Origin of the sequence: Pantoea trifolii (genome assembly GCF_024506435.1) — a bacterium.
GTDB lineage: Bacteria > Pseudomonadota > Gammaproteobacteria > Enterobacterales > Enterobacteriaceae > Pantoea > Pantoea trifolii.
The window spans coordinates 2,212,451-2,230,837 of the sequence record NZ_JANIET010000001.1 but is presented as its reverse complement, the minus strand read 5'-3'; the positions used below and the strand labels follow the sequence as shown (position 1 = coordinate 2,230,837).

At 53.6% G+C, this 18,387-nt stretch carries 15 protein-coding genes, 1 pseudogene and 1 other annotated feature; of the genes and pseudogenes, 6 read left to right on the top strand and 10 right to left on the bottom strand.

The features are described from left to right. From NQH49_RS10335 to NQH49_RS10310, 6 genes and pseudogenes are all read right to left on the bottom strand, one after another. Window positions 1-315: a BON domain-containing protein gene (locus tag NQH49_RS10335; RefSeq protein WP_008106555.1), complete on the bottom strand. Its 315-nt coding sequence runs from the start codon at window positions 313-315 to the stop codon at window positions 1-3. A gap of 249 nt (window positions 316-564) precedes the next feature. Continuing rightward, the gene (gene trpA / locus NQH49_RS10330; RefSeq protein WP_256696564.1) at window positions 565-1,368 is read right to left on the bottom strand and encodes a tryptophan synthase subunit alpha; all 804 of its coding nucleotides are present in this window, start codon (window positions 1,366-1,368) and stop codon (window positions 565-567) included. Next, window positions 1,368-2,561: a tryptophan synthase subunit beta gene (gene trpB, locus NQH49_RS10325; RefSeq protein WP_007892408.1), complete on the bottom strand. Its 1,194-nt coding sequence runs from the start codon at window positions 2,559-2,561 to the stop codon at window positions 1,368-1,370. The genes trpA and trpB overlap by 1 nt, the downstream gene beginning before the upstream one ends. Window positions 2,562-2,607: 46 nt before the next feature. After that, on the bottom strand, window positions 2,608-3,975 hold the full coding sequence (trpCF, locus tag NQH49_RS10320) for a bifunctional indole-3-glycerol-phosphate synthase TrpC/phosphoribosylanthranilate isomerase TrpF (protein ID WP_256696563.1): 1,368 nt from the start codon (window positions 3,973-3,975) through the stop codon (window positions 2,608-2,610). 1 nt (window position 3,976) lies between these two features. After that, a pseudogene (gene trpD, locus NQH49_RS10315) lies at window positions 3,977-5,570 on the bottom strand (bifunctional anthranilate synthase glutamate amidotransferase component TrpG/anthranilate phosphoribosyltransferase TrpD). Further along, on the bottom strand, window positions 5,570-7,132 hold the full coding sequence (locus NQH49_RS10310) for an anthranilate synthase component 1 (protein ID WP_008106546.1): 1,563 nt from the start codon (window positions 7,130-7,132) through the stop codon (window positions 5,570-5,572). Before NQH49_RS10310 ends, trpD begins: the two are co-directional and overlap by 1 nt. A gap of 23 nt (window positions 7,133-7,155) precedes the next feature. Then, window positions 7,156-7,264: a sequence feature (Trp leader region), on the bottom strand. A 154-nt stretch (window positions 7,265-7,418) separates the two neighbouring features. On the opposite strand from NQH49_RS10310, the gene rnm reads away from it, so the two are divergent. Both rnm and NQH49_RS10300 read left to right on the top strand, forming a co-directional pair. Continuing rightward, complete coding sequence (gene rnm, locus NQH49_RS10305) at window positions 7,419-8,303, top strand: RNase RNM (RefSeq protein WP_256696562.1); 885 nt, start codon at window positions 7,419-7,421, stop codon at window positions 8,301-8,303. Window positions 8,304-8,315: 12 nt separating this feature from the next. Next, window positions 8,316-8,936 (top strand): L-threonylcarbamoyladenylate synthase, encoded by a 621-nt coding sequence (locus tag NQH49_RS10300; RefSeq protein ID WP_008106539.1) that lies wholly within the window; start codon window positions 8,316-8,318, stop codon window positions 8,934-8,936. Here NQH49_RS10300 and NQH49_RS10295 read toward each other — a convergent pair whose 3' ends face one another. Beyond that, window positions 8,937-9,608: a serine protease gene (locus tag NQH49_RS10295; protein ID WP_256696561.1), complete on the bottom strand. Its 672-nt coding sequence runs from the start codon at window positions 9,606-9,608 to the stop codon at window positions 8,937-8,939. An 802-nt stretch (window positions 9,609-10,410) separates the two neighbouring features. On the opposite strand from NQH49_RS10295, the gene rluB reads away from it, so the two are divergent. After that, complete coding sequence (gene rluB, locus NQH49_RS10290) at window positions 10,411-11,286, top strand: 23S rRNA pseudouridine(2605) synthase RluB (protein WP_008106535.1); 876 nt, start codon at window positions 10,411-10,413, stop codon at window positions 11,284-11,286. Window positions 11,287-11,323: 37 nt separating this feature from the next. Here rluB and cobO read toward each other — a convergent pair whose 3' ends face one another. Together cobO and NQH49_RS10280 are read right to left on the bottom strand one after the other, a co-directional pair. Beyond that, on the bottom strand, window positions 11,324-11,911 hold the full coding sequence (cobO, locus tag NQH49_RS10285) for a cob(I)yrinic acid a,c-diamide adenosyltransferase (protein ID WP_256696560.1): 588 nt from the start codon (window positions 11,909-11,911) through the stop codon (window positions 11,324-11,326). Continuing rightward, window positions 11,908-12,672, bottom strand: a complete 765-nt coding sequence (locus tag NQH49_RS10280) for a YciK family oxidoreductase (protein WP_256696559.1) — start codon at window positions 12,670-12,672, stop codon at window positions 11,908-11,910. Before NQH49_RS10280 ends, cobO begins: the two co-directional genes overlap by 4 nt. A 173-nt stretch (window positions 12,673-12,845) precedes the next feature. Here NQH49_RS10280 and sohB point away from each other — a divergent pair, with 173 nt between their 5' ends. Beyond that, complete coding sequence (gene sohB, locus NQH49_RS10275) at window positions 12,846-13,892, top strand: protease SohB (protein WP_008106528.1); 1,047 nt, start codon at window positions 12,846-12,848, stop codon at window positions 13,890-13,892. A 26-nt stretch (window positions 13,893-13,918) separates the two neighbouring features. Here the strand turns inward: sohB and NQH49_RS10270 are convergent, their stop codons facing one another. After that, window positions 13,919-14,167, bottom strand: a complete 249-nt coding sequence (locus NQH49_RS10270; RefSeq protein WP_256698412.1) for a DUF2498 family protein — start codon at window positions 14,165-14,167, stop codon at window positions 13,919-13,921. A 369-nt stretch (window positions 14,168-14,536) separates the two neighbouring features. Here NQH49_RS10270 and topA point away from each other — a divergent pair, with 369 nt between their 5' ends. Both topA and cysB read left to right on the top strand, forming a co-directional pair. Beyond that, a complete protein-coding gene (gene topA, locus NQH49_RS10265; protein ID WP_256696558.1) occupies window positions 14,537-17,134 on the top strand; it encodes a type I DNA topoisomerase in 2,598 nt (865 codons plus the stop codon). A gap of 193 nt (window positions 17,135-17,327) precedes the next feature. Further along, entirely contained in the window at window positions 17,328-18,302 is a 975-nt protein-coding gene (cysB, locus tag NQH49_RS10260; RefSeq protein WP_007892425.1) for an HTH-type transcriptional regulator CysB, read from the top strand. Window positions 18,303-18,387 lie beyond the last annotated feature (85 nt).

Genomic DNA, 18,387 nt, shown 5'->3' with positions numbered 1-18,387 from the left:
TTATTTGATCTGCATATTGTTAACCACAGATTTCACGCCTGCCACGCTACGCGTTACGGCCACTGCGCGATTTGCCATCTGCGGTGAGCTGACAAAACCGCTCAGCTGAACTTTACCCTTAAAGGTTTCAACATTGATTTCGGTCGATTTCAGCGACTCGTCATTCAATAGCTGAGCCTTAACTTTGGTGGTCACAACGGTATCGTCGATGTAACCGCCAGTGCCTTCTTTGGTTGCTGTGGGTGCACACGCGCTAAGAGCCAGCGCCATTACCGCAGCCATCATAAATCCTGCAACGACTTTGAAAAAATTCATTGGTTATCTCCCTGTCTTAGATGATGTTTCGCCGCAATGGGGCGGCGCAGTTAATTGTGGTCTGGCGATGCGAAATCGGCAAATCGGCGGGTGCAAAAAAGTGAGAAATAGGGAATTTTTGCCACTTATTGATCCAATCCCAGTTTTAGTTGGGTATGAAAAGCTGAGAGTGGCCGAGAAAATGAGCAGGGGGGAGGTTTATGTCGGTAAAAAGGCCTTATCCGCGCGGGAATAAGGCCATGAAGGATTTTAGCGAGTGGCCGCTTTCAGGCTGCTCACAAAGGCTTTCAGCTCGCTGAGCAGCGTTGTCGGATCATTCTGGTTACGCTCAATGATTTTCACAATCGCCGAACCGGAAATGGCGCCCGCCGCACCCGCAGCGATCGCTTCCTTCACCTGGCCAGGCTCAGAGATACCAAAGCCCTGCAGCGGTGGCGCAGCGTTAAACTCACGCAGTTTTTCGATCAGGTGATGCAGCGGCAGGCTGGCTCGATTTTCTGAACCGGTGACGCCTGCGCGTGACAGCAGATAGGTATATCCGCGACCGTGCGCAGCAATCTCGCGCAGCAGTTCATCGTCGGCATTTGGCGGACAGATAAAGATCGGTGCCACATTGTGGCGCATCGCAGCCTGGCGGAACGGCGCAGACTCTTCCAGCGGCACGTCAGCTACCAGCACGGAATCGACGCCCACCGCTTCACACTGCGCATAAAAGTTGTCGATACCTTTGCTGAACACCAGATTGGCATACATCAGCAAACCAATCGGCAGGTCGGGATATTTCTGGCGTACGGTGGCCAGAATTTCAAAGCACTGCGCCACGGTGGTGCCGGAAGCAAAGGCACGCAGCGTCGCGCCCTGAATGGTTGGGCCATCGGCCAGCGGATCCGAGAACGGAATACCGAGCTCTAACGCGTCCGCACCGCCTTCCACCAAAGTATCGATAATTTTCAGCGACAGTTCAGGTGACGGATCGCCAAGGGTAACGAAGGGAACAAACGCGCCTTCTTTCTGCGCCGACAGACGTTGAAACAGCTGATTATAACGTTCCATCAGATCTCTCCCTTGGCTTTCAAAATATCGTGAACGGTGAAGATGTCTTTATCGCCGCGCCCGGAAAGGTTAACCACCAGCAACTGCTCTTTTTCCGGATTCTCGCGGATCATTTTCAGCGCATGTGCCAGCGCGTGTGAGGATTCGAGTGCAGGAATAATCCCTTCAGCACGACACAGCTCTTTAAAGGCGCTGAGCGCTTCATCATCGGTGATCGACACATATTCCGCGCGGCCGATGCTGTTCAGATGCGCATGCTGAGGTCCCACCGATGGGAAGTCCAGTCCCGCAGAGATAGAGTAGGATTCTTCAATCTGACCCTCTTCGGTCTGCATCATCGGCGCTTTCATGCCGAAGTAGATCCCGACGCGACCGTGCTTGAGCGGCGCACCGTGTTCACCGGTTTCGATACCGTGACCCGCCGGTTCAACGCCGATCAGGCCAACGCTTTCTTCTTCGATGAAATCAGCGAACATACCGATAGCGTTCGAACCACCGCCCACGCAGGCTAACACCGCATCGGGCAGACGACCTTCGCGCTCCAGAATCTGGGCTTTGGTCTCTTCGCCAATCATGCGCTGGAATTCACGTACGATAGTCGGGAACGGGTGCGGGCCTGCGGCGGTGCCGAGCATATAGTGCGCGGTTTCATAGCTGCCAGACCAGTCGCGCAGTGCCTCGTTACAGGCATCTTTCAGCGTGGCTGAGCCGCTATGCACTGGAATCACTTCCGCGCCCATTAAACGCATACGGAATACGTTTGGTGATTGACGTTCAACATCTTTCGCGCCCATATAGATGCGGCACTTCATACCCAGCAGGGCACAGGCTAACGCTGACGCCACACCATGCTGACCAGCACCGGTTTCCGCGATGATCTCGTTTTTGCCCATACGCTTAGCCAACAGCGCCTGACCCAGCACCTGGTTGGTTTTGTGCGCGCCACCGTGCAGCAAATCTTCACGCTTCAGATAAAGGCGGGTTTTGGTACCTTTGGTCAGGTTGCTGCACAGCGTCAACGCCGTTGGGCGTCCAGCGTAGTTTTTCAGCAGGTCAGTAAATTCGGCCTGAAACTCGGGATCGCGCTGCGCTTCAACAAACGCATTTTCCAGCTGGCGCAAAGCTGGCATCAGGATTTGCGGCACATATTGGCCACCAAACTCGCCAAAATAGGGATTCAATAACGTGGTCATTTTTTCATCTTCCTTATTCGGCCCGCGCGATGGCGGGCAAGCGAAATTAATAGGCGCGCAGCGTGCGGAATACCGCCGCGACTTTGCTGGCATCTTTAATGCCTGGCGCAGATTCTACGCCGGAGTTGAAATCGAGGCCGGCACAGCCCAACTGCGCGGCTTCAACGCAGTTATCAGCGCTTAAGCCACCGGCCAGCAATACGTTGCTGAGATCCTGGCCTTGCAGCAGTGACCAATCGAAACGCTGGCCGGTGCCGCCCTGGCCGTTATCAAACACGTAGCGATCGACGTGCGGCCAGTCGCGCGCAGGTAAGTGATCTTTGATGCTCAGCGCTTTCCAGATTTTGGTGTTTGCTGGCAGCGTCTGACGCAGTTGTGCGACAAACGCCTGATCTTCATCGCCGTGCAGTTGTACTGCGGTGAGCTTCAACGTCTCCGCAAGCGTGACAATGTCACTTGCCGCGTTGTTGCGGAACACGCCTACATACTTCAGCGGGGCGGCAGCCTGAACCGCCTGCGCCTGCTCAATGCTGATTTTACGCGGCGAGCCTTCAGAGAAGATCAATCCACCGTAAATGGCACCAGCTTCCTGCGCTGTATGTGCATCTTCAGCGCGTGTCAGGCCGCAGACTTTGTTATCGCCAAGCAACACGCGACGCACGCCAGCGCTGAGATCCGCTTCTTCCATCAGCGCAGATCCAATCAGGAAGCCGTTAGCGAAGTGGCTTAATTCACGTACCTGCGCGTAATTGTGGATGCCGGATTCGCTAATGACGGTGACGCCATGTCCGAGACGCGGCGCTAACTGACGCGTGCGGTTCAGGTCGATGGAGAGGTCGCGCAGATCGCGGTTATTAATGCCGACGACTTTGGCTTCCAGCGCGATGGCACGTTCCATCTCTTCTTCATTACTCACTTCGGTCAGCACGCCCATTTTCAGGCTGTGCGCCACGGCGGCGAGCTGACGATATTGCTCATCATCCAGCACCGACAACATCAGCAGGATGGCATCGGCTTGATAATGGCGCGCCAGATAGATCTGGTACGGATCGATGATGAAGTCTTTGCACAACACCGGTTGCGTGATGGCGGCGCTGACAATCGGCAGGAAGGCAAAATCGCCCTGGAAGTATTTTTCATCGGTCAACACCGATACCGCCGAAGCGTGGTGACGGTAAACGCCAGCAATAGTCGCGGGATCGAAATCCTCGCGAATCAGCCCTTTGGAAGGCGAGGCTTTTTTGCATTCCAGGATGAATACGGTGCGTGAGCCACGCAGTGCATCGTAAAAATGACGTTCCGCAGGCTGCAAATCGTTCTGGAAGGTGGCCAGCGGCTGCTGTGCTTTGCGCGCTTCAACCCAGACGGCTTTATCTTGTACGATTTTCTCTAAAACAGTGCCCTTAATACTCATCTCATCCTCTCGCTGCCAGAGCGACAACGCGTTCGTAAGCCTGTCCGCTGCGAATGGCTGCGATGGCGCGCTGTGCGTTGTCGCGCAAATCTTCATTTCCGAACACTTTCAGTAACATTGCGACGTTCACCGCAACCGCCTGCTCATGGGCGGGCTGGCCTTTACCCTGGAGTAAACGGGTGAGAATGTCACGGTTTTCTTCCGGCGTGCCGCCTGCCAACGCGTCTTTATCATGGAAGCCAAAACCGAAGTCTTCTGGCGTCAGCTGATAGCCGGTGATTTCGCCATCACGCAACTCGGCAACCTGCGTTGGGCTGTGCAGCGCCACTTCATCCATGCCGCCGCCGTGTACCACCGCGGCACGTTGATAACCGAGCACTTTCAGCGTTTGAGCGATCGGCAGCACCAGTTCTGGGCTATAAACGCCAATCACCGCCAGCGGTGGACGCGCGGGATTGATCAGCGGCCCCAGCACGTTAAAGATCGTTCGGGTTTTCAACTGCTGGCGTACCGGCATCGCGTGACGGAAACCGCTGTGATACTGCGGGGCAAACAGGAAGCAGACGTTGAGATCGTCCAGCGCCTTGCGTGCCTGTTCGGCTGGCATATCCAGATTGATGCCAAATGCCGCCAGCAGGTCGGAAGATCCAGATTTGCTGGAGACGCTGCGATTGCCGTGCTTCGCCACTTTCAGGCCACAGGTCGCCGCGACAAAGGCGCTGGCGGTAGAAATGTTGATGCTGTTGCTGCCGTCGCCACCGGTACCGACGATATCGGCAAAGGTGTAATCCGGACGCGGGAACGGTTTCGCATCGGCCAGCAACGCGGAAGCGGCACCGGCGATCTCTTCCGGACGCTCGCCACGGACTTTCATGGCGATCAGCGCGGCGGCTAACTGCGTCGGCTCCAGCTGACCGGTGATAATGGCGCTAAATAGCTGGTGGCTTTCGCCCTGGCTCAGCGTCTCGGACTGATAAAGTTTTTCCAGAATAGTTTGCATCATAATCTCCCTATTACTTCGCCAGCGCCCAGGCCAACGTCTGTTCTAACAAGCGCGCGCCCTGAGTGGTGAGAATGGACTCGGGGTGGAACTGGAAGCCACACACACGGTCGGCATCGTGGCGTACGGCCATCACCATGCCGTTGTAGCTGGCGTTAACGGTCAATTCGGCTGGCGTATTGCTGCCGACCAGCGAGTGATAACGTGCCACCGGCAGCGGATTACTCAGGCCAGCGAACATGCCTTCGCCATCGTGGGTAATAGAAGAGGCTTTGCCGTGCAGGATCTCGCCGGCCTGGCCGACATGTCCGCCGTATGCTTCAACAATCGCCTGATGACCGAGGCAAATGCCGATAATCGGCAGACGACCGCGCAGCGCTTGCAGCAAATCAGGCATGCAACCGGCATCTTTCGGCGCGCCAGGACCCGGCGACAGCATCAGAATCGGATTCTCCATCTGCTGCAGGCGTTCAATAAGCACTTCAGCGGGCACGTTGTTACGGTAAATCAACACGTTGTGGCCGAAAGTACGCAGCTGATCAACGAGGTTGTAAGTAAAGGAGTCGATGTTATCGAGCAGCAGGATATCGGCCATCAGAAAATCTCCTTGCAGTGATGGGCTGTTGCGATGGCACGCAATACCGCGCGCGCTTTGTTGCGGCTCTCGTCCGCTTCTGCCTGTGGTTGTGAATCCAGCACCACACCGGCACCGGCTTGCACGGTGGCGACACCGTCTTCGACCCACGCGGAACGGATAACGATGCAGGTATCCAGATCGCCGTTAGCGGTGAAATAACCCACTGCGCCGCCGTAGCTGCCGCGACGTGTACCTTCTTTTCCGGCAATCAGCTGCATCGCACGCACTTTCGGTGCGCCACTCAGCGTGCCCATGTTCATGCAGGCGCGGTAAGCGTGCAGCACGTCGAGGTCTGCGCGCAGCGTGCCCACCACGCGTGACACCAGATGCATCACGAACGAGTAGCGGTCCACTTTGGTCAGGTCAGCCACGTAGCGGCTGCCCGGCACGCAGATGCGCGCCAAATCGTTACGCGCCAAATCCACCAGCATCAGGTGCTCGGCCATCTCTTTATGGTCGGTGCGCATTTCCAGTTCGATGCGGCTGTCGAGATCGCGATCCAGCGAGCCATCAGCATGGCGGCCGCGTGGACGGGTTCCAGCAATCGGGTAGATCTCAATCTGGCGCGAGGTTGCGTCATATTTCAGTGAGCTTTCTGGCGAGGCACCAAACAGCGCGAAATCCTGATCCTGCATAAAGAACATATAAGGGCTTGGGTTGCTGTTTTTCAGCGTGTCATAAGCGGCCAGTGGAGAAGGGCACGGCAGCGAGAAGCGACGTGAAGGGACAACCTGGAAGATTTCGCCGATGCGAATCGCTTCCTGCATCTCACGTACCACGTTGCAATACTCTTCGTCGCTTTGACTGGTGCTCAGCGTCATTTGCTCGACGCGCTGAACCGGCAACGCTGGCGCAGCTTGCGTCATCTGGCCGCGTAGTTGTTCAATGCGGCCTTGCAGGCGCTGAAACTCGCTGGTCGATGGGCTGAATAAGCTGGCTTGCAGGCGCGCCGTGCGCTGCTGATGGTCGATCACCAGTAAGGTTTCGGCCAGATAGAAGCAATAATCCGGGCAACGCTGTTCGTTGCGCAGCTCCGGCAGATCTTCGAAACCCGCGACTAAGTCATAAGCGAACAAGCCACCGAGCAGCATCGCTTCACGCTCTTCTTCTGGGCTGTTCACCAGTTGCGGAATCAGGCGCAGCGCATCAAACACAGAAAGGGCCTTCAGGCGCGAATCCTCGTCCTGCATACCTTGCGGCTGGGTGAAATGCAGCTCGCGTCCATCGGGGCGCACATCGATGCGCACTTCAGGTGGCAACGCCTCATCCAGCAGCGGCAAGATGGCGCGACCATTTTCCGACAGCGCTTTGATGGTGACGATGTTGCCCAGCGCGCTGACGCGCAGCGCGCTATCGACGATTAACAGGCTTTTCAGGTTTTGTTTGCTGTCGATATCAGCGGATTCAAGCAGCAGAGTTGCTGGACGTGCGCCGCATAACTGATGAAACACTGCGGCCGGATCTTCGCGGTAGGGCGCGGTACCGGTTATCAACTTCAAAGTAGGTTTCGCAATAGCCATAATGGATTCTCTGAATTTCGCTCAAAAAAAAGCCCGCTCGGTGGCGGGCTTAGGTATCAATCTGCACTGCGGTTACGCGAGTTGTGCACGACGATGTCGCCCGATAAAGGGATCTTCGCGCCACCAACCATTTAAAAGCGTACCGAAAATAGTCATGATTAAATACCCGTTACGTGTGAACTTGTGTACTAGTTAACTGGTTCGGGCGAAAAATGTCAATACCCTTTTTCAGCCAGGGACAAAATCGTTATTATGCCTGCCGGTTTATGTAGTTGCTGGAGTTATCTTGTCGGACATCGCTCGTTTTCCCCTTTATGATTTACACAGCCATACGCTGGCTTCTGACGGCTTATTAACGCCGACTGCGCTGGTACAGCGTGCGGTTGAGATGAAAGTCGGCGTGCTAGCGATTACCGATCACGACACGGTGGCGGGCGTGGCAGAAGCGCAGGCGGCAGTGGTGCAACAGGATCTGCCGATCCGCGTACTGGCCGGTTTAGAAGCGTCAACCTTATGGGAAAACCACGAAATCCACATTGTGGGGCTGAATGTCGATTGCCTGCATCCCGCGCTGACTGAATTCCTCGCGCAACAGCATCAGACACGTGTGGATCGTGCACAGCAAATTGCCGAACGCCTTGAGCGCGCGCGTATTCCTGATGCGCTGGCCGGAGCCCAGCGTCTGGCGCAAGGTGGCTTGATTACGCGTGGCCATTTTGCGCGTTATCTGGTGGAGATTGGCAAAGCCGATAATATGGCGCAGGTGTTCAAGAATTATCTGGCGCGCGGGAAAACCGGCTACGTGCCCCCGCAATGGTGTACAATTAAACAAGCCATTGATGCTATTCATCATTCTGGCGGCTATGCCGTTTTGGCGCATCCAGGTCGTTATGGTTTGTCGGCTAAATGGTTAAAGCGGCTGATTGCGCATTTTGCCGACGTGGGCGGCGATGCCATGGAAGTCGCGCAGTGTCAGCAAGCGCCAAACGAGCGCACGCAGCTGGCAACCTATGCGCGTGACCATCAGTTAGCCGGGTCGCAGGGATCAGATTTTCACCAACCTTGTCCGTGGATAGAACTGGGACGCAAGTTATGGTTACCGGGCGGCGTGGAGCCGGTTTGGGAACGCTTCCCCGAGTTGGCGCCCAGCATTGCTGTCGCAGACAGGTGATATGAGGTTTTTATGAGTCAATATTTTCACATACATCCCGACAATCCGCAGCCGCGCCTGGTGAACCAGGCCGTTGATTATCTGAACAAAGGCAGCGTGATTGTTTATCCAACCGATTCTGGCTATGCGCTGGGTTGTCGTCTGGAAGAGAAAAATGCCATGGAGCGCATTTGTCGTATTCGCCAATTGGATGGCAATCACAACTTCACGTTGATGTGCCGCGATTTGTCGGAGCTGTCGACGTACGCGCAGGTGGATAACTCAGCGTTTCGCATCCTGAAAAATAACACGCCGGGCAATTACACCTTCATTTTGAAGGCGACGAAAGAAGTGCCGCGTCGTCTGATGAATGACAAACGTAAAACCATCGGTCTGCGCGTGCCGTCCAATCCGGTAGCGCTGGCAATACTGGAGCGCCTCAACGAACCGATGATGTCGACCTCGCTGATGTTGCCGGGCAACGATTTTACCGAATCCGATCCGGAGGAGATTCAGTACAGCATTGGCAAGCTGGTGGATCTGATCATCGATGGCGGTACGCTGGGACAGCAGCCAACCACGGTGATCGACCTCACCAGCGATGCGCCAGTGGTGGTGCGCGAAGGCGTCGGTGACACGCGCCCGTTCGAATAATTATGCATGGTCAGGCGTGGCGTTCTGCGTCTGACCAATATTGGATTCCAGCCATTTTTTGAAATCTCCGTACGGAATATACAGAGAGACATCTTTTAAGATGACTTTCTTGCTGCGCACGTTAGATATTTCATGGCTGTATCCAACAATCACGCCGCCAATAGTTTGGTCAGCATTATATACCGCCCCACCTGACATTCCTTGCACAACGCCAGCATTTGATGCCATCGCCATGCAGGGCTTCTTATTCCATTTATTGGTAATTGCGGTGCGCGCTAAATTAACGCCGCTCGATTCCACTGGCATAGCGGAAATAAAGCTGTAACCGTACATTTTAATCGGTTCACCAATCGCACCGCTGCGGAATTTAGCCAGCGTTTCTGGGCTATTCTTATGATAAATAATCGCGACGTCGCAATAGGGATGATAAGCCTTGACACGTTGCACGGCGGTTTTTGCCACGTGCGCTGCCGTCAGGCTGTATTCTGGCGTCAAAGGAATGGTCGTGCCGAGGATACCCAAACCCAGTACAGTCGGGATGCCTGTCACGCTCATATCAACGTGTTGCATCGCAGTACGACTGTACTCAGTGTGGCCCACGGAACAACCGCTCAGTGCCAGCGCAGCAAGCGCAGGCCAAAGCAGAGAGGTTTTCATGGCAGTGATCTTCATTTAAGCATGTCCGTAAAATCCCTGGTGAAGACTTTCGACATGCAAATTAACTTCATTCCGTAAATCAATAAACGCGTCAAATCCCGCGCGCGCCGGTTTATAATATCAGTGAAATTACACAGTGAACGTTAATGAATTGTTAGTTGAACGAATATAAATAGTAAATAAAAGCTATGTTATTATGACGACTCACTGGATTTCAGGCTTAAATTTTACACAGTTTTTTCTTCAGAACAATTCAGCAAATTTAATATTAATCAAAAAATACAAAAATACAGACTTAATCCAACCTGTAGTGCCAATAAACTATCAATTTATATTTAATACCGTAGAAAGGCTTACTTAACGCCATTAAATAGTGTTTTATGCTGTTTTGTGATTTTTAACTAGATTTAAAGTTTGTGATTATCTGTAAGCGTGGCGCGCAATACTGCCCTTACAGTCTTGCGAAGCGTTAATGTATCAGATGGCTTAAGTTGGGGGCTGATTGAGGCGTGAGAGGTAAGGGGTAAGTGACAATATTTCAGTCACTTGGCATAAATGCTGATGACGAAAATGAGATCGATCTATCAGTCAGCTGAATGTTTATTGCCGTGGTGCTTATTAAGCCGTTTTTAACGGACCCTGTGTTATCGGCAGCAAAGGAAAAGGTGTTAACAAAACTTGCGTTAGTGTAAAATCGCGGGCCGTCTGAGATTGCATCAGCGATGCAGAGCGGTAACAGATTCTGATATGGGAATTGGTAATCCCTGTATCGTACCTCTTCTTACCACGACGCCTGGGAAGGCGACAACGAGGCTCCATGAGCGAAAAATTACAGAAAGTATTAGCGCGCGCCGGTCACGGTTCGCGTCGCGAAATCGAAACCATGATTTCAGCCGGACGCGTCAGCGTTGACGGCAAACTGGCGACGCTTGGCGATCGTGTTGAAAGTGATAAATCCCTGAAAATTCGTATTGATGGCCATTTGGTGTCTATCGCTGAGTCGGCGACCGAAGTGTGCCGCGTACTCGCGTATTACAAACCGGAAGGTGAACTCTGCACGCGTAACGATCCGGAAGGGCGTCCAACCGTGTTTGATCGTCTGCCGCGTCTGCGTGGTTCACGCTGGATTGCCGTTGGTCGTCTGGATGTGAATACCTGCGGTTTGATGCTGTTCACCACTGATGGTGAACTGGCAAACCGTCTGATGCACCCAAGCCGTGAAGTTGAGCGTGAATACGCGGTTCGCGTGTTTGGCGAAGTGGATGACGATAAAATCCGTCAGCTGAGCAAAGGCGTGCAGCTGGAAGATGGCCCGGCATCGTTCAAAACCATTAAGTTCGCCGGTGGCGAAGGCATTAACCAATGGTACAACGTGACGCTGACCGAAGGACGCAACCGCGAAGTGCGTCGTCTGTGGGAAGCGGTCGGCGTGCAGGTTAGCCGACTGATGCGTGTGCGTTACGGTGATATCCAGTTGCCGAAAGGCTTGCCACGCGGCGGCTGGATCGAGATGGAGTTACCGGCGGTCAACTATCTGCGTACGTTAGTCAGTATGCCGGAAGAGACGGTGACTAAAGTTGCCGTTGAAAAGGATCGTCGTCGCACCAAGGCTAACCAAATCCGTCGTGCGGTAAAACGTCACGGTGTGGTGAGCAACAATCCGCGTCGTAATAACACCAAACGCGGTTCCTGATGCGAAGCCTGACGCCGCGCTCTGCGGCGTCAGCGTTTTACCAGTCAATTCCTTGCTGTGCCTGAACCCCCGCATCGAACGCATGTTTTACCGGACGCATTTCCGTCACGGTATCCGCTAAATCCAGTAACGTACGATGACAGCCGCGACCGGTAATGATCACGCTTTGCTGTGCAGGGCGCTGGTTCAGCACATCGACCAACTCATTTAAATCCAGATAATCCATGCTCACCATGTAAGTGATTTCATCCAGAATCACCAGATCGACGCTGTCATCGGCCAACATGCGACGCGCCTGCTGCCACACCAACTGACAGGCGGCGGTATCGGTCTCGCGGTTCTGCGTATTCCAGGTAAATCCCGTGGACATCACCTGAAATTCGACGCCGTGCTGCTCCAGCAAGTTGCGTTCACCGTTTGGCCATTCGCCTTTAATAAACTGAACCGCCGCCACTTTTTTACCGTGCCCGCAGGCGCGCAACGCGGTGCCGAAAGCGGCGGTAGTTTTGCCTTTGCCGTTACCGGTGAACACCATCAAAATGCCGCGCGTTTCGGTGGCGGCGGCGATACGAGCATCGACTTGCTCTTTTAGTCGTTGCTGACGTTGCTGATGGCGATCGCTCATGCGGTTGCTGGCCCCGCTTTACGTCCCGGCTGCGCATCGAAGCTGGTGCCGGTTTTACGACGACTGTCATCGCCCATTAAATAGAGGTAGAGCGGCATCAAATCAGCCGGGGTTTTGAGTAAATTGGCATCCTCTTCCGGGAAGGCGCTGGCGCGCATTTTGGTGCGCGTGCCGCCAGGATTGATGCAGTTCACTCGCAGATGACGGTTTTTATACTCGTCTGCCAGTACCTGCATCATGCCTTCCGTGGCAAACTTCGAAACCGCATACGCGCCCCAGCCGGCACGTCCGGTGCGGCCCACGCTGGAGGTGGTAAATACCAGCGATCCGGCATCCGATTGCAGCAGCAGCGGCAGTAATGCCTGGGTTAAATAGAAGGTGGCATCAAGGTTAATCTGCATCACGTCACGCCAAATCTGCGGATCGAGTTCTTCCAGCGGCACGATTTCTCCCAGAATGCCGGCATTGTGCAGCACGCCATCCAGACGCGGCACCAGCGCAGCGACCTGATCGGCCAACTGCTGGCAGCTTTCTGGCGTGGCTTGAGCCAGATCCAGTAACAAAGAAGATGCAGGCTGCTTGTTTAACTGGTTGATGGCTTGCTCAGTTTTCTGCAGCGTGTCGGCGTTGCGTCCCAACAGGATGACGCGCGCGCCGTAGCGCGCATAGGTCAGCGCCGCTTCACGGCCAATGCCGTCGGAAGCGCCGGTGACGAGAATGATGCGATTTTCCAGCAGATCGCTTTTCGGTTGATAATGCACAGCGATGTCCTTTGCTCGGGTCAGGAGGTTTTTGGCTTTATGCCTGAATTTGCCGCGCGGTGCAATCGCTTAGCCTCGCATTCTGTGCCGCCTGCGGGCATTTCAGGCGACGACAGCGCGTAAAGCGGGTAAACTTGAAGCTGTTGTAATTTACTGTTTAATAAGGCGGCAGAATGGATTTTTTCTCCAGTTACGGATTATTTCTGGCTAAGGCCGTCACCGTGGTGGTGGCGATCGCAGCTATTGTTCTGATTGTGCTTAATGCCGCGCTGCGTAAACGTCACAGCAGCGGGCAGCTGCGTTTGACGCATCTTGATGATGATTATCGTGAGATGAAGGAAGATCTGCAGCTCGCCAAAATGAAACCACAGGCGCAAAAAGTGTGGCTCAAGCAGCATAAGAAAGAAGAGAAGCAAAAGGCGAAAGCCGATAAACGCAATGCCAAAGCGGGCGTGAGTGAGACGCTGAAACCCACGCTGTATGTGCTGGAGTTCAAAGGCAGCATGGACGCGAGTGAAGTCACCTCATTGCGTGAAGAGATCTCTGCGGTGCTGGCGGTAGCGCTGCCGGGCGATGAAGTGCTGCTGCGTCTGGAAAGCCCAGGCGGCGTGGTACACGGCTATGGTTTGGCGGCTTCGCAGCTGCAACGCCTGCGTGATGCCGGCCTGCAATTGACAGCTGTGGTGGATAAAGTCGCTGCCAGCGGCGGGTACATGATGGCTTGCGTGGCGGATCGCATCGTCGCCGCTCCGTTTTCTATTATTGGTTCGATTGGCGTGGTCGCGCAGATCCCTAACTTCAACCGACTGTTAAAGCGTAACGATATTGACGTTGAGCTGCATACCGCCGGTCAATACAAACGTACTTTGACGCTGTTTGGTGAAAACACCGACGAAGGGCGCGAGAAATTCCAGGAAGATCTCAATGAAACGCATCAGCTGTTTAAGGATTTCGTGCAGCAGATGCGTCCGTCGCTCGATCTAAATAAAGTGGCGACCGGCGAGCATTGGTATGGCCGCCAGGCGCTTGATTTAGGTCTGGTCGATGAAATCGGCACCAGCGATGCGTTGATTATTAAGCATATGGATCGCTTCACCGTGTTAGGCGTGCACTATGCACGTAAGCGTAAAATGATGGATCGCTTTACTAACAGCGCCAGTCTGGCGGCAGAGCGGTTGATTCTGAAAATATGGCAGCGCGGCGAGAAGCCGCTGTTGTAACCGAGCCCGGCAATTGCCGGGCTTTTTTATGCCAGATGATATTGAGAGGAGAGTTCGACCGCGAGGTGTTTAAACACATTAAATACCGTGGTGGTTTTGGCGGTGGGCAAGCCTTGATCATCGAGAAAATAGGGACCGCGAAACACCAAAACCTCACCTTGTTGAATCACATCATTGGCTTCTAACCCGACAAAATAATTGTCGTGCTGCGTGATTATCTGATTAGCTATTTCCAGTAACGCGTGGCGTGAAATAGATTCTGTTGGCACTGACATTTTCCACCTCTTTTTGACAGCCATTTTTCTCCTTCTATATTACTTGCGAGCTATCGCGTTCAGCAAATCAGCATGGCGTCATAAAACTGGCGCAAAATTAGGCAGAATGCTAATTAAGTTGCGTAACGGATTTTATCAGGTAGAGTGTGGGCGATTCAGCTTTCAGGGAGATCACACCCGGATGTGTGGTTCTGTCAGATGGAAAACTCGCTCCTAATCATAAAGTTGCAGAAGTCGACGCAATCTGACCTGAGATTATCCCTGCTGCCTTGAAATGCGAAATGCTGGCAGCAATATTGAACCCATTGGGTTTTGGGACCTCCAATTCTCTCCCGTTTATCAGGACGTTTCATTTAGGTAAAGGTACATATGGGTAAATCACTCGTAATCGTTGAGTCCCCGGCAAAGGCCAAAACAATCAATAAATACCTCGGTAATGACTACGTGGTGAAATCCAGTGTCGGTCATATCCGTGATTTGCCGACCAGCGGTTCAACTGCCCGTAAAAGTGCCGACGGGGAAAAAGCGAAACCTGGAAAAAAGGTTAAAAAGGATGAGAAAGCCGCACTCGTAAACCGCATGGGTGTGGATCCCTGGCATGGTTGGGAAGCGGATTATCAAATTCTGCCGGGCAAAGAGAAAGTTGTCGCTGAGCTGAAAAACCTGGCTGCCGATGCAGACCACATCTATCTCGCAACCGACCTTGACCGCGAAGGGGAAGCTATTGCCTGGCACCTGCGGGAAGTGATCGGTGGGGACGATAAGCGCTTTAGCCGCGTGGTGTTTAACGAAATTACCAAGAATGCGATTCGTCAGGCGTTCGACAAGCCGGGCGAGCTCAATATTGAACGTGTTAACGCACAGCAAGCGCGCCGCTTTATGGATCGCGTGGTGGGTTACATGGTGTCGCCACTGCTGTGGAAGAAAATTGCTCGCGGCCTGTCAGCCGGTCGCGTTCAGTCGGTTGCTGTGCGTCTGGTGGTTGAGCGCGAGCACGAAATCAAAGCCTTTGTGCCAGAAGAGTACTGGGAAATCGATGCTGATTTCGCCACGCCGAAAGGCGCCGATCTGGCTATGCAGGTTACGCATCAGAATGACAAAGCGTTCCGCCCGGTTAATCGTGAGCAAACTCACGCGGCGGTGGCGATTTTGCAGAAAGCGCGTTACGAAGTGCTGGATCGTGAAGACAAACCGACCAGCAGCAAGCCTTCTGCACCATTTATTACCTCAACGCTGCAACAGGCGGCGAGTACGCGTTTGGGCTTCGGTGTGAAGAAGACCATGATGATGGCGCAGCGCTTGTATGAAGCGGGCCACATCACCTATATGCGTACCGACTCCACCAACCTGAGCCAGGATGCCGTGGCGATGGCGCGTGGCTATGTTGAGAGCAGCTTCGGTAAAAAGTATCTGCCAGAAGCGCCGAATACCTATGCCAGCAAAGAGAATTCTCAGGAAGCGCACGAAGCGATTCGTCCTTCTGATGTGAATATCATCGCTGAGCAGCTGAAGGATATGGAAGCTGACGCGCAGAAACTGTATCAGCTGATTTGGCGCCAGTTCGTTGCCTGCCAGATGGTACCGGCTCAGTACGACTCCACCACGCTGACCGTGGGAGCGGCTGAATTCAAATTGAAAGCCAAAGGCCGCACGCTGCGTTTCGATGGCTGGACGCGCGTGATGCCTGCGCTGCGTAAAAATGATGAAGATCTGACGCTGCCGCCGGTGGATGTTGGCGACATGCTGGATCTTAAAGAGCTAATGCCAAGCCAGCACTTCACCAAACCGCCGGCACGCTTCAGTGAAGCGTCACTGGTCCGTGAGCTGGAAAAACGCGGCATTGGTCGTCCATCAACTTACGCCTCGATCATCTCCACCATTCAGGATCGTGGTTACGTGCGTGTTGAGAACCGCCGTTTCTACGCTGAAAAAATGGGTGAAATTGTTACCGACCGACTGGAGTCTAACTTCCGCGAGCTAATGAATTACGATTTCACCGCGCGCATGGAAAACAGCCTCGATCAGGTGGCGAATAATGAAGCCGAATGGAAAGCGGTGCTTGACTCCTTCTTCAGTGATTTCAGCCAGCAGTTAGATGACGCTGAGAAAGATCCGGAAGAGGGCGGCATGCAGCCGAACCAGATGGTGTTGACGTCGATTGACTGTCCGACCTGTAGTCGTCCGATGGGAATTCGCACCGCCAGTACCGGCGTATTCCTCGGTTGCTCGGGTTATGCGTTGCCGCCTAAAGAGCGCTGCAAGCAGACCATCAACCTGATCCCGGAAAATGAAGTGCTCAACGTGCTGGAAGGCGATGATGCTGAAACCAACGCGCTGCGCGCCCGTCGTCGTTGCCAGAAGTGTGGCACCGCGATGGACAGCTATTTGATCGATAACCAGCGCAAGCTGCACGTCTGCGGTAATAACCCAGAGTGCGACGGCTACGAGATCGAGCAGGGCGAATTCCGTATCAAGGGCTACGATGGTCCGATTGTTGAGTGCGAGAAATGTGGTTCTGAGATGCACCTGAAAATGGGTCGCTTCGGTAAGTACATGGCCTGTACCAACGACGAGTGCAAAAATACCCGTAAGATTCTGCGTAACGGTGATGTCGCACCGCCAAAAGAAGATCCGGTGCCGCTGCCAGAACTGCAGTGTGAAAAATCGGATGCTTACTTTGTGTTGCGTGATGGTGCTGCGGGCGTGTTCCTTGCCGCGAATACTTTCCCTAAATCACGTGAAACGCGCGCGCCGCTGGTGGAAGAGCTGCAACGCTTTGCCGACCGTCTGCCAGAGAAGCTGAAATATCTGTCAGAAGCGCCAGCCGCCGACCCGGAAGGGAATAAGACGATGGTGCGTTTCAGTCGCAAAACGAAACAGCAATATGTCTCTTCCGAAAAGGATGGCAAAGCCACCGGCTGGTCAATGTTCTATATTGACGGCAAATGGCAGGAAGCGAAAAAGTAATGTCCCGCAAGGCCAGCATACGCTGGCCTTTCTCTTATCCTTATAGCTAATCGTTCTACATTCTTCCTTTAACTGATATAGTAGTTATAGAACTCTTTTCGTTTCGCTGACTCGCTTTCCCTCCCTCACCGCAATCAAGGCGGAAACACGCCTGCCGGGAATGCACCTCTGTCGCTACCAGGAAGATATAACTATGAAATTGCAGCAGTTGCGTTACATCGTCGAAGTGGTTAATCACAATCTTAATGTCTCATCGACCGCCGAAGGCTTATATACCTCGCAGCCAGGCATCAGTAAGCAAGTCCGTATGTTAGAAGATGAGCTGGGCGTGCAGATATTTGCGCGCAGTGGTAAGCATCTGACGCAAGTAACGCCTGCAGGCGAAGAGATTATTCGGATTGCGCGTGAAGTGCTCTCCAAAGTTGATGCGATTAAATCGGTTGCCGGTGAACATACCTGGCCAGATAAAGGTTCGTTATATGTAGCCACCACGCACACGCAAGCGCGTTATGCACTGCCTGGCGTGATTAAAGGCTTTATCGAACGCTACCCACGCGTCTCTCTGCATATGCATCAGGGATCGCCTACGCAAATAGCGGAAGCGGTTTCAAAGGGGAATGCCGACTTTGCCATTGCCACCGAAGCGCTGCATCTGTATGACGATTTAATCATGCTGCCGTGCTATCACTGGAATCGCGCCATCGTCGTGACGCCCGACCATCCGCTGGCAGGTAAATCGAATGTGACGATCGAAGAGCTGGCGGATTTCCCGCTCGTGACCTACACCTTTGGCTTTACCGGCCGTTCAGAGCTGGATACCGCGTTCAATCGCGCAGGATTAACACCACGCATTGTCTTTACTGCCACGGATGCTGACGTAATTAAGACCTACGTGCGTTTAGGCTTGGGCGTTGGCGTGATTGCCAGCATGGCGGTGGACCCGATTGCAGACCCCGATTTGGTGCGTATTGAAGCATCAGAAATCTTTACGAATAGTACGACCAAGATTGGCTTTAGACGTAGCACCTTCCTGCGCAGTTATATGTATGATTTTATTCAACGTTTTGCACCGCACCTCACGCGTGATGTGGTGGATGCGGCGGTCGCACTGCGCTCCAATGAAGACATTGAAGCCATGTTCCGCGACATCAAATTACCCTTCAAGTAAATTCCTAACTCATTCTTTTGCCAAGGTGTCCAGTGGGCACCTTCGGAATCCCTTAGCGCTTAGCGCCACGAGTACTTCAAAAAAA